Below are 11,997 nucleotides of genomic sequence, written 5' to 3' on the forward strand. Positions count from 1 at the left end.
GACCGGCGATTCCTGCACTCCGCGCGAGCCTCAGCTGGAGAAGTCGGCGGAGGCGCGGCGGGCCATCTCGAGGAAGGAGCGGCGGCCCTCGAGGTTCTCCTCCAGGTCGCGGACCTTCTTCTCGTCACCGCGCGCACGGGCGGCCTCCAGTTTGGCCTCGGCCTCGGTGATGGCGGCCTCGAGCTTGGAGATCATGTCGTCGGCGCGGGCGGACTTCTCCGGGTCGGAGCGACGCCACTGGTCGTCCTCGGCCTTGCGGATCGCCTGCTCGACGGCGCGCATGCGGCCCTCGAGATCGCGGATGCGGTCGCGGGGGACCTTGCCGGCCTCGTCCCACTTGTCGGCGACGAGGCGGAAGGCGGCCTTGGCGGCGGCGACGTCGCCGTTCTCGGCGAGCGGGCCGAGGATCGCCTCGGCCTCGACGATCAGCTTCTCCTTGACCTCGGCGTTGGCGGCGAACTCGGTGTCGAGCGCTGCGTTGGCGGCGTCGCGCGCTCCGAAGAAGACGTCCTGCGCGCCGCGGAAGCGCTGCCAGAGCGCGTCGTCGACGGTGCGGGGAGCGGGCCCGGCGGCCTTCCAGTCGCGCATGAGGTCGCGGTAGCGGCCGGCCGTGGCCCCCCAGTCGGTGGACGACGACAGCGACTCGGCCTCGGCCACGAGACGTTCCTTGATCACCCGTGCGCTCTCACGGCGCTCGTCCTGCTCGGCGAAGTGCGCCTTGCGGGCCTTGGTGTAGGCGGATCGGGCCGAGGAGAAGCGCTTCCACAGCGCGTCGTCGGCGGCCTTGTCGATGCGGGGGAGCTGCTTCCACTCCTCCAGGAGCTCGCGGAGCCGGTTGGCGCCGTTGCGCCAGTCGCGGCCGGCGGCGATGCGCTCGGCCTCGTCGGCCAGCGCCTCCTTCTTCTCGCGCGCCTCGGCGCTGCGGGCGGCGCGGGCGAGCTTGCGGGCCTCGCGCTGCGTGGCGATGACGGGGCCGAGCTCGTCGAGGCGGCGGGTGAGCGAGGCGAGGTCGCCCACGGCGTTGACGTCGACCAGCTGGTCGCGCACGAGCTTGACCGACGAGGCGGCCTCCTCCGGTGACAGCACACCGCTCTGGACCCGCTTGTAGAGCAGGTCGACCTCGAGGGCGAGGTTGTCGAAGCGCTTGGTGTAGAACGCCAGCGCCTCCTCCGCGCTGGCATCGGGCATCTGCCCGACCGCACGCTCGCCGTCGGCTGTCTTCACATAGACGGTGCCGTCGTCGCCGACGCGGCCCCAGTCGGAGGTAGTCACGGAAACCAATGGTAGAGGCAGGGTCCTCGCGGTCCTCGAGGCCGCCACGAACGCGCGCTACCTCGCTCCTGCCACGGTCCGTCGGCCACGCCCGACTGGGCGGTGCGCGGGATGCTGCCGATAGTCTGTCGCGGTGCTGATCGCCGCTTTCCCCGCAGGTCCCTGGGGGACCAACTGCTACGTCGCGGCCACCGGCCCCGGGGCCGAGTGCGTGGTGATCGACCCCGGCAAGGACGCCGCCTCCGGCGTCGCCGACGTCGTGCGCGAGCACCGCCTCAAGCCGGTCGCGGTGCTGCTCACCCACGGCCACATCGACCACATGTGGTCGGTGACGCCGGTGGCGGGCACCTACGACGCCACCGCCTGGATCCACCCCGGCGACCGCCACCTCCTGGCCGATCCGATGGCCGGCATCTCCCGCGAGAGCGCGAGCATGCTGCTCGGCGGCGACTACACGTTCACCGAGCCCGACGACGTCGCGGAGCTGGCCGACGGCGCGAGCCTCGAGCTCGCCGGTCTGACCTTCGTCGTCGACCACACGCCCGGCCACACCGCCGGATCGGTCACCTTCCGCACCCCCTGGCAGGCCCCCGCCGAGGGCGGCCCGGACATCTCCGAGGTGATGTTCTCGGGCGACCTGCTCTTCGCCGGCTCGATCGGCCGCACCGACCTTCCAGGGGGCGACCACCCCACGATGCTGCGGTCCCTGGCCACCAAGGTGCTGCCGCTCGCTGACGACATCGTCGTCCTGCCGGGCCACGGCGAGCAGACCTCGATCGGTCGCGAGCGCGCCACCAACCCGTTCCTGCAGGACCTCCTCGACTCCGGCACCGCCGACCGCGTGACCCGGGGGCTGTGATGGCACGCATCGCGCCGCTCAGCGGCTTCCCCGAGCTGCTGCCCGCTCAGCGCTACGTCGAGCAGCAGGTGATCGCACGCCTCACCCGCACCTTCGAGCTGCACGGCTTCGCTGGTGTCGAGACGCGAGCCGTCGAGCCCCTCGAGCAGCTGCTCCGCAAGGGCGATACCTCCAAGGAGGTCTACGTCCTGCGCCGGCTCCAGGAGGAGGACGGCGGCAAGGACTCCGGCATCGGTCTGCACTTCGACCTCACGGTGCCCTTCGCGCGCTACGTGCTCGAGAACGCCGGACGCCTCGAGTTCCCCTTCCGCCGCTACCAGGTGCAGAAGGTGTGGCGCGGGGAGCGCCCGCAGGAGGGCCGCTTCCGCGAGTTCACCCAGGCCGACATCGACATCGTCGGGCGCGACGTCCTCCCCTTCCACCACGACGTCGAGGTGGCGCGGGTGATGCTCGAGGCCCTCGCCGGTCTCGACTTCCTCCCCGGCTTCCGCCTGCAGGTCAACAACCGCAAGCTCATCCAGGGTTTCTACGGCGGCCTCGGTCTGTCCTCCGACGCGATCGACGAGACCATGCGGCTGGTCGACAAGCTCGACAAGCTCGACGCCGCCACCGTCCGCGGCCTCCTCGTGGACGACGCCGGCCTCACCGCCGAGCAGGCCGACCGGTGCCTCGCGCTCGCCACGATCCGCTCCAGCGACGACTCCTTCGTGGAGCAGGTGCGTGCCCTCGGCGTCGCCCACCCGCTGCTCGAGGAGGGCCTCGACGAGCTGGCCACCCTCGTGCGCTCCTGCTCGACGCTCGCCACCGCGTCGGTGCGGGTCGAGGCCGACCTGTCGATCGCGCGCGGTCTCGACTACTACACCGGCACCGTGTTCGAGACCCGGCTCGACGGCTACGAGTCGCTGGGTTCGATCTGCTCCGGGGGCCGCTACGACGCCCTCGCCTCCGACGGCCGGACGACGTACCCCGGCGTCGGCATCTCGCTCGGCGTCAGCCGCGTGCTCGTGCCGCTGCTGCAGCGCGGCGCGCTGGTCGCCGACCGCTCGGTGCCGAGCGTCGTCCTCGTGGCGCTGGCGGCCGAGGGAGACCGGGCCGAGGCCGACGCCACCGCCACCGCGCTGCGCGCCCGCGGCATCGCCTGCGAGGTCGCGCCGACGGCAGCCAAGTTCGGCAAGCAGATCCGTCACGCCGAGCGCCGCGGCATCCCCTACGTCTGGTTCACCACCCGCACCGTCGGCCAGCCGCCGCGGCACGAGGTCAAGGACATCCGCTCCGGCGAGCAGGTGGCGGCCGACCCCGACACCTGGCAGCCTCCGAGCGACGACCTCGCGCCGCGGGTGATCGTCGCGACCACCACCACCTCCACCGAAAGGCCCTCCTCGTGATCCGCACCCATGACGCCGGCGCCCTGCGCGCCGAGCACGTCGGCCAGACCGTCACCCTCGCCGGGTGGGTGGCCAATCGGCGCGATCACGGCGGCGTCGCCTTCATCGACCTGCGCGAGGCCAGCGGCGTCGTCCAGGTCGTCGTCCGCGACGAGGCCGTGGCCCACAGCCTCCGCTCGGAGTACTGCCTCAAGGTCACCGGTGAGGTCGCCGCGCGCCTGGAGGGCAACGAGAACCCCAACCTGCCCACGGGTGGCATCGAGGTCGTGGCGAGCGAGGTCGAGGTGCTCAGCGCCGCGGCTCCGCTGCCGTTCCCGATCAGCGACCACGTCGAGGTGGGGGAGGAGGTGCGCCTGCGCCACCGCTACCTCGACCTGCGCCGCAGCGCGCCCGGCAACGCCATCCGCTTGCGCAGCAAGGTCAACAAGGCGGCCCGCGACGTGCTCGCCGCCCACGACTTCGTCGAGGTCGAGACGCCCACCCTCACGCGTTCCACTCCCGAGGGCGCCCGCGACTTCCTCGTGCCGGCCCGCCTCTCGCCCGGCAACTGGTACGCCCTGCCGCAGAGCCCGCAGCTGTTCAAGCAGCTGCTCATGGTCGGCGGCCTCGAGCGCTACTACCAGATCGCGCGCTGCTACCGCGACGAGGACTTCCGCGCCGACCGCCAGCCCGAGTTCACCCAGCTCGACATCGAGATGAGCTTCGTCGAGCAGGACGACGTGATCGCGCTCGGCGAGGAGATCGTCGTCGCGCTGTGGAAGCTCATCGGCTACGACGTCCCGCTGCCGCTGCCGCGCATGACCTACGCGGAGGCGATGGCCCGCTACGGCTCCGACAAGCCCGACCTGCGCATGGACCTCGAGCTCGTCGAGTGCACCGAGTACTTCAAGGACACCCCCTTCCGGGTCTTCCAGGCGCCCTACGTGGGCGCGGTTGTGATGCCCGGCGGCGCCTCGCAGCCGCGCAAGCAGCTCGACGCCTGGCAGGAGTGGGCCAAGCAGCGCGGCGCCAAGGGCCTGGCCTACGTGCTCGTGCAGGACGACGGCGAGCTCACCGGCCCGGTGGCCAAGAACATCACCGACGAGGAGAAGGCCGGCCTGGCCGCGCACGTCGGCGCGAAGCCCGGCGACTGCATCTTCTTCGGTGCCGGCGCGGCGCGCTCGAGCCGCGCCCTGCTCGGCGCCGCCCGCCTCGAGATCGGACGCCGCACCGGTCTGCTCGACGAGAACGCCTGGAGCTTCCTGTGGGTCGTCGACGCCCCGCTCTTCGAGCCGGCCGACGAGGCCACGGCCGCCGGTGACGTCGCCGTCGGCGCCGGTGCATGGACGGCGGTGCACCACGCCTTCACCAGCCCGCAGGACCTCGAGAACTTCGACTCCGCACCCGGAGAGGCGCTCGCCTGGGCCTACGACATCGTCTGCAACGGCAACGAGATCGGCGGCGGGTCGATCCGTATCCACCGCGAGGACGTCCAGAAGCGCGTCTTCGAGATCATGGGCATCACCGAGGCCGAGGCCGAGGAGAAGTTCGGCTTCCTGCTGAACGCCTTCAAGTACGGCGCACCGCCCCACGGCGGCATCGCCTTCGGCTGGGACCGCGTGACCGCGCTGCTCGCGGGCACCGACTCGATCCGCGACGTCATCGCCTTCCCGAAGACCGGCGGGGGCTTCGACCCCCTCACCGCCGCACCGGCCGCGATCACCCCGGAGCAGCGCAAGGAGGCCGGCGTCGACGCGCCCGCCCCCAAGCCCGAGGACGACGCCGCGCCCGCCTCGAGCTGAGCCCGGCCCGTCACGCCGCCGGAACGCCCGTCCCGCTGCTGCGGGGCGGGCGTTCGGCGGTGTGCACGTGCGTCGTCCTGCCTGCCACTGCGCAAGGACATCGGTCACGGGCGGGTAACGGCCGAGGAAAATGCGGCGCACGCCCCCGCCTGCCGGACGCCTTACCGGGGTGTCGAGACCAAACCGTTACCGCGCCGCTATCGCTTTGGCGCTGCGCGTCGTCCTAGTGTCACCGACGGCGCCTCGGGGCGAATACCCCGTGACGCGACCGTGAACGCCCAGGCAAGAGGTGAAGATGACGCTCCCGGGACCCGAGATCGAGGTCGCTGACTCGGTGGCCGCGGAGGTGGAGGTCTCCGACGGCAACAAGACCGTCGCCGGACGTTCGCCGACGCAGCTGGCACTGGCCCGGTTCAAGGCCGACAGGCTCTCGATGATCGCGCTGGTCTTCTCGGCCGTCGTCATCATCGCCGCGATCGCAGCGCCGTTCCTGGTCAAGTTCGGGGTGCTCGACCCCAACGGCCAGAACCAGGACCTGCTCGCCGACGACGGCATCGCGCCCGCCGGCGCCTTCGGCGGCATCAGCTGGGACCACCCGCTCGGCGTCACGCCCGCGGTCGGCCGCGACCTGCTCTCGCGCCTGATGCTCGCGCTCACCTGGTCGCTCGGGATCGCCGTGAGCGCCACCATCATCACGGTCCTCATCGGCGTGGTCCTCGGCATCGTGAGCGGATTCTCGGGCGGCTTCATCGACGCCACCGTGGGTCGCTTCATCGACCTCACGCTCTCGTTCCCGCAGACGATGATGCTGCTGGCCCTCGCCGGCCCCACCGTGCTGCTCATCCGCGACGACATCTCGTCGGTGCCGGGCCTGGGCTTCCTGGGGGAGCGCGACCTCGCCAACGGCTTCTACGTGATCGTGATCCTCGCCGTCTTCGGCTGGCCGCCGGTGGCGCGCGTCGTGCGCGGCCAGGTGCTCTCGATCCGCCAGCGCGAGTTCATCGAGGCGGCCAAGCTGCTCGGGGCCTCGCGTCGCCGCCTGTACTTCAAGGAGGTCCTGCCGAACGTGTGGGCGCCGGTGCTCGTCTACACCACGCTGCTGCTGCCCGCCTACATCTCCGCCGAGGCGGCGTTCAACTTCCTCGGCGTCGGCATCAAGCCGCCGACCCCGACGATCGGCAACATCCTCCAGGAGTCGAAGGACTACACGAGCGCCGACCCGATGTACTTCTTCCTCCCCGGCTTCCTGCTGGTCGTGATCGTCGTGATGTTCAACCTCGTCGGCGACGGCGCCCGCGACGCCCTCGACCCGAAGTCGAACCGCTGACCCCACCCACCCGTGTCGAGCCGCGCCGACGCAGCGAGACACCCCACGATCCGGTCCACGGCGACATTCCGGGCTGTCGAGGACCGCGACGCCCCCAGGGGCGTCACTCATCGAAAAGGAGACACTTGGATGGCCTTCAGTAGGAAGCCCCTGGCTGCGGTGATGGTCACCGCGCTCGCCGGCGCGCTGGCCGCCTGCGGCGGTGGCGGCAGCGGTGACAGCGGCAGCGGTGCCAAGGCGGAGAAGGGCGGCGACGCCGTCTTCTTCATCGGCAAGCGCAACGTCGAGCACTGGGACCCCCAGCGCATGTACATCGGTCGCGACCTGAACAACTCGGGCCGCCTCTTCTACCGCGGTCTCGTGGCCTACCCGGCCTCGAACGACCCGAAGGAGGGCACGACCCCCGTCGCCGACCTCGCCACCGACACCGGCACCACGCCCGACGGCGGCAAGACCTGGAAGTTCACCGTCCGCGACGACGTCAAGTGGGAGGATGGCAAGGCCATCACCTGCGAGGACTTCGCCTACGGCGCGTCGCGCAACTTCGCCACCGACGTCATCATCGGCGGCCCGGCGAACTACGTCTTCACGTACTTCGATATCCCCACCGACACCGACGGCACCCCGAAGTACAAGGGTCCCTACACCAAGGTCGGCCAGGACCTCTTCGACCAGGCGGTCAGCTGCGACGGGCAGACGATCACCTACAAGATGAAGAAGGCGTGGCCGGACTTCCCGCAGTCGATCGCCTCGCTGCGCTACCTCGACCCGTACCGCGCCGACCTCGACAAGGGCGACGCGAACAACTTCAAGGTCATCTCCAACGGCCCCTACAAGCTCGAGGGCGACTGGAAGGAGGGCACCGGCGGCAAGTTCGTGCGCAACGAGAACTGGGACGCCAGCACGGACCCGATCCGCAAGGCCTACCCCGACACGTGGGACTTCCGCGAGGGCGACACCGACGAGACGATCTACGAGCAGCTGCTCAACGACTCGGGCGACGCCCAGTACGCCGTCACCGAGCGTCGCATCCCGCCGGCCCTCTTCGGCCGCAAGGACGAGGCCGGCGACCGCTACACCCAGGTCGAGTCGCCCTACGTCGACTACGTCGTGCCGAACTTCAAGTCGAAGGTCTTCAGCGACGCCAACTGCCGTGAGGCGCTGAAGCTGGCGACCAACCGTGAGGCCTGGATCAAGGCGGGCGGTGGCGACCAGTTCTACAAGCCGGCCGACTCGATCGTGAACCCCGGCGTCCCCGGCTACCAGCCGAACCCGGCCTTCAAGGACCTCCCGGCCGCCGGTGACATCGACGGTGCCAAGGCCGCGCTGGCCAAGTGCTCGGCCCCGAAGCCGGTGAAGATCAAGTTCACCTACAACGGCGGCTCGCCGACGTCGGACAACCAGGCCTCCGCGCTGAAGGAGAGCTGGGACGCCGCGGGCTTCCAGACCGAGCTCGACCCGCAGGTCGACACCTACTACTCGATCATCCAGAAGCCCGGCGCGACCTTCGACGTCACCTGGGGCGGATGGGGCGCGGACTGGCCGTCGGTCGGCACCGTGATCCCGCCGCTCTTCGACAGCCGGATCAACCTCACCAAGTCCTCCAACGGCAACGACTACGGTCAGTACGCCGGTGGAGCCGAGGTCGACAAGATGATCGACGACGCCTACGCCGAGTCCGACCTCGACGCTGCTGCCGACAAGTGGGCCGCGGTCGACGCGAAGCTGGGCGAGGACGTCGCCTACATCCCGCTGGAGATCACGATCTTCAACTTCGTGCACGGCGGCAAGGTCACCGGTTACGTCAACAACGTCGCGGTCAACGGCTACGCCGACCTCGCCGTGGTCGGCGTCCAGAAGTGACGTTCGCGCACCTGCGCTGAACTACCACCCGGTCGGGGGCCGTCGCACCTGCGGCGGCCCCCGGTCCGGGGTGCCCACCCGGCCGTGATCCGGCCACTCCCAGACGTCTTCCGAGGTCCCACCTGTGCTCGCCTACACCATCCGCCGGCTCTTCACCGGTGTGGTCATGCTGATCGTGATGAGCTTCATCACCTTCGCGCTGTTCTTCGCCTCCCCGGTCGACGTCGGCCGGTTCGCCTGCGGCAAGAACTGCACGCCGGCCCAGATCGAGCAGGTCAACCGGGCCCTCGGCTACGACGACAGCTTCGTCACCCAGTGGGGCAAGTTCGCCAAGGGCGTCGTCGCGGGTCGCCAGTTCCCCGACGACCCCGCCCTGCGCGAGAGCGCGCCGCAGCTCGTCTCGGACTGCCCGGCGCCCTGCCTGGGCTACTCCACCCGCCGCGGTGACACGGTCGTCAACCTGATCAAGGACACCCTGCCCGTCTCCTTCTCGCTGGCCATCGCGGCCTTCGTGATCTGGATGATCGGCGGCATCCTCTTCGGCGTCATCGCCGCCCTCCGCAAGGGCACCTTCATCGACCGCGGCCTCGTGGGCCTCTCGCTGGTCGGCTACGCGCTGCCCACCTTCTTCGTCGGCCTGCTGCTCTACAAGTTCGTGGCCATCGACTGGGGCTGGGTGCCGATTCCGAAGTACCAGACCATCGCCGACGGCGGACTGGGCGGCTGGCTCACCGGCCTGCTGCTGCCCGCCGTGACGCTCGCCATCTTCTTCATGGCCGCCTACGTGCGGATGACGCGCTCCTACGTGATCGAGTCCTTCGGTGAGGACTACGTGCGCACCGCCCGCGCCAAGGGGCTCTCCGAACGCACGGTGACGTTCAAGCACGCGCTGCGCGCTGCGCTGACGCCCATCGTCACCATGGCGGGCCTCGACCTCGCCGGCCTGCTCGGCGGCGCGATCATCACCGAGCAGGTGTTCAACTACCCCGGTCTCGGCAAGCTCGCCGTGCTGGCCAACTCCGACTACGACCTGCCGACGCTGGTGGGCATCGTCCTGCTGCTCGCGGCCTTCGTCATCCTGGCCAACATCGTGGTCGACCTGCTGTACGCCGTCATCGACCCGCGCGTCCGGCTGGACTGAGAGGACCTCCAGATGACGACCACCTCCCTCACCTCTGCCGGCGCGCCCACGGCCGCCCCGCTGCTGTCGGTGCGCGACCTGATGGTGCACTTCCCGACCGCCGACGGCGTCGTGAAGGCCGTCAACGGTCTCAGCTTCGACCTCCAGGCCGGGCGCACGCTCGGCATCGTCGGTGAGTCCGGCTCGGGCAAGTCGGTCTCGAGCATGGCGATCATGGGCCTGCACCACGGCACCTCCGCGCAGCTGTCCGGCGAGATCATGCTCGGCGACACGAACCTGCTGCAGCTCAGCGTCGACGAGATGCGCCGCCGCCGCGGTCGCGACGTGGCGATGATCTTCCAGGACCCGCTCTCGGCGATGCACCCCTACTACACCGTGGGCAACCAGATCGCCGAGGCGTACCGGGTGCACCACGACGTGTCGAAGAAGGCCGCGCGCACCCGCGCCATCGAGATGCTCGACCGTGTCGGCATCCCCACCCCCGACCGGCGCGTGGACGACTACCCGCATCAGTTCTCGGGCGGCATGCGCCAGCGCGCGATGATCGCGATGGGCCTGATCAACGACCCCAGCCTGCTCATCGCCGACGAGCCCACGACCGCGCTGGACGTGACCGTCCAGGCGCAGATCCTCGACCTCTTGCAGGACCTCCAGCGTGAGTTCAACTCGGCCATCGTGATCATCACCCACGACCTCGGTGTCGTAGCCGAGATGGCCGACGACGTGCTGGTGATGTACGCCGGTCGCGCGGTCGAGCACGGCCCGTGCCAGGAGGTGCTCACGCACCCGGAGATGCCCTACACGTGGGGCCTGCTCTCGAGCGTCCCCGACGTCACCGGCGACACCGATGCCCGCCTGATGCCGATCCCCGGCAGCCCGCCGAGCCTGCTCAACCCGCCGAGCGGATGCTCCTTCCACCCCCGCTGCGCGCACCGCGACAAGGTGCCCGGCGACCTGTGCCGCACCACGCTGCCCGAGCTGGTGCCGGGCAACCGCGGCGCCGGCCACCTCAAGCGCTGCCACCTCGCCGACTCCGACACCATCTACGCCACCGAGGTGCTGCCCGAGATCGCACCCGACCTCGCCCCGGAGCGCGCGGAGGACGACCGGTGACGCTCGACGACACGACACCCACCCACGAGAGTCCGGAGGACGCGACGTCCATGAGCGCCACCAGCAGCGAGCAGGCCGGCGGCCCGGCCCACCGCGCCTCGACCGACGCCAAGGTGCTGCTCGAGGTCGAGCAGCTGCGCATGCACTTCCCGGTGAAGGCGCCGGGGCTGATCCGCCGCACGGTGGGGCACGTGCAGGCCGTCGACGGCGTCTCCTTCCAGGTGACCGAGGGGTCCTCGCTCGGTCTGGTGGGGGAGTCGGGTTGCGGCAAGTCGACCACCGGTCGCCTCATCACGCGCCTCTACGAGCCGACGGCGGGCGCCATCCGCTTCGAGGGCGATGACATCGCCAAGGCGAGCGCGCGCGACCTCAAGCCGCTGCGTCGCGAGATCCAGATGATCTTCCAGGACCCCTACACCTCGCTGAACCCCCGCCAGACCGTGGGTTCGATCGTGGGTGCGCCGCTGGAGATCCACAAGATCGTGCCGAAGGACAAGGTGCTCAGCCGCGTCCAGGAGCTCCTCGAGATCGTGGGGCTCAACCCCGAGCACTACAACCGCTACCCGCACGAGTTCTCCGGCGGTCAGCGTCAGCGCATCGGCATCGCCCGCGCGCTGACCCTGCAGCCGAAGCTGCTGGTGGCCGACGAGCCGGTCTCGGCCCTCGACGTCTCGATCCAGGCGCAGGTCATCAACCTGCTCCAGGACATCCAGCGCGAGTTCAACGTGGCGTTCCTGTTCATCGCCCACGACCTGGCGATCGTGCGCCACTTCTGCCCCGAGGTCGCGGTGATGTACCTCGGCAAGATCGTCGAGATCGGCGACCGCGACTCGATCTACACCAACGCGCACCATCCCTACACCCAGGCGCTGCTCTCGGCTGTGCCCGACGTGCGCCAGGCCGCCACCGGCGGTCGCCGTGAGCGCATCCGGCTGCAGGGCGACGTCCCGAGCCCGATCGACCCGCCCTCGGGGTGCCGCTTCCGCACCCGCTGCCCGATCGCGCAGGAGATCTGCGCGCGCCACGAGCCGCCGCTCGTGCAGATCGGACGCAAGCACAAGGTCGCCTGCCACTTCCCGGGCCGCCTGGGCGAGGCGCCGCGCGAGCCCTTCACCTCGGGTCTCCTCGGCGTCGACCGCGAGGGCCAGCCCGACGCCGGGGCCAGCCCGACCACCGACCTGGTGGAGCAGCCGGGCTACGCCGACACCTGGTTCGACCTCGACTCGAAGTCGATCGGGCGGGCCTGACCGGCCCGT

The 11,997-nt window shown here is 70.4% G+C and carries 9 protein-coding genes; 8 read left to right on the top strand and 1 reads right to left on the bottom strand.

Annotated features, from left to right (window positions below):
- Nucleotides 1-30: 30 nt before the first annotated feature.
- Nucleotides 31-1,272 carry a DUF349 domain-containing protein gene (locus ACERUN_RS02020; protein ID WP_370287964.1) on the bottom strand — a complete coding sequence of 414 codons (1,242 nt, stop codon included), beginning with the start codon at nucleotides 1,270-1,272 and terminating at the stop codon, nucleotides 31-33.
- Nucleotides 1,273-1,405: 133 nt separating this feature from the next.
- Between ACERUN_RS02020 and ACERUN_RS02025 the strand changes: the two genes are divergently transcribed.
- From ACERUN_RS02025 to ACERUN_RS02060, 8 genes are all read left to right on the top strand, one after another.
- Complete coding sequence (locus ACERUN_RS02025; RefSeq protein ID WP_370287965.1) at nucleotides 1,406-2,131, top strand: MBL fold metallo-hydrolase; 726 nt, start codon at nucleotides 1,406-1,408, stop codon at nucleotides 2,129-2,131.
- A complete protein-coding gene (hisS, locus tag ACERUN_RS02030; RefSeq protein ID WP_370287966.1) occupies nucleotides 2,131-3,516 on the top strand; it encodes a histidine--tRNA ligase in 1,386 nt (461 codons plus the stop codon). Before ACERUN_RS02025 ends, hisS begins: the two co-directional genes overlap by 1 nt.
- Nucleotides 3,513-5,297 (top strand): aspartate--tRNA ligase, encoded by a 1,785-nt coding sequence (aspS, locus tag ACERUN_RS02035; protein ID WP_370287967.1) that lies wholly within the window; start codon nucleotides 3,513-3,515, stop codon nucleotides 5,295-5,297. Before hisS ends, aspS begins: the two co-directional genes overlap by 4 nt.
- Nucleotides 5,298-5,592: 295 nt before the next feature.
- Nucleotides 5,593-6,624, top strand: a complete 1,032-nt coding sequence (locus ACERUN_RS02040) for an ABC transporter permease (protein ID WP_370287968.1) — start codon at nucleotides 5,593-5,595, stop codon at nucleotides 6,622-6,624.
- Between the two features lie 129 nt (nucleotides 6,625-6,753).
- A complete protein-coding gene (locus tag ACERUN_RS02045) occupies nucleotides 6,754-8,487 on the top strand; it encodes an ABC transporter substrate-binding protein (protein ID WP_370287969.1) in 1,734 nt (577 codons plus the stop codon).
- A gap of 124 nt (nucleotides 8,488-8,611) precedes the next feature.
- Nucleotides 8,612-9,628, top strand: a complete 1,017-nt coding sequence (locus tag ACERUN_RS02050) for an ABC transporter permease (protein ID WP_370287970.1) — start codon at nucleotides 8,612-8,614, stop codon at nucleotides 9,626-9,628.
- Between the two features lie 12 nt (nucleotides 9,629-9,640).
- Nucleotides 9,641-10,741 (top strand): ABC transporter ATP-binding protein, encoded by a 1,101-nt coding sequence (locus ACERUN_RS02055; RefSeq protein ID WP_370287971.1) that lies wholly within the window; start codon nucleotides 9,641-9,643, stop codon nucleotides 10,739-10,741.
- Between the two features lie 50 nt (nucleotides 10,742-10,791).
- The gene (locus ACERUN_RS02060) at nucleotides 10,792-11,988 is read left to right on the top strand and encodes an ABC transporter ATP-binding protein (RefSeq protein WP_370287972.1); all 1,197 of its coding nucleotides are present in this window, start codon (nucleotides 10,792-10,794) and stop codon (nucleotides 11,986-11,988) included.
- Nucleotides 11,989-11,997 lie beyond the last annotated feature (9 nt).

It is taken from the genome of Nocardioides sp. (assembly GCF_964229035.1).
Taxonomy (GTDB): domain Bacteria; phylum Actinomycetota; class Actinomycetes; order Propionibacteriales; family Nocardioidaceae; genus Nocardioides.

Coding starts and splice junctions, on each gene's coding strand:
- hisS (WP_370287966.1), top strand. CDS start 2,131: ATGGCACGCATCGCGCCGCTCAGCGGCTTCCCCGAGCTGCTGCCCGCT.
- ACERUN_RS02040 (WP_370287968.1), top strand. CDS start 5,593: ATGACGCTCCCGGGACCCGAGATCGAGGTCGCTGACTCGGTGGCCGCG.
- ACERUN_RS02045 (WP_370287969.1), top strand. CDS start 6,754: ATGGCCTTCAGTAGGAAGCCCCTGGCTGCGGTGATGGTCACCGCGCTC.
- ACERUN_RS02055 (WP_370287971.1), top strand. CDS start 9,641: ATGACGACCACCTCCCTCACCTCTGCCGGCGCGCCCACGGCCGCCCCG.
- ACERUN_RS02060 (WP_370287972.1), top strand. CDS start 10,792: ATGAGCGCCACCAGCAGCGAGCAGGCCGGCGGCCCGGCCCACCGCGCC.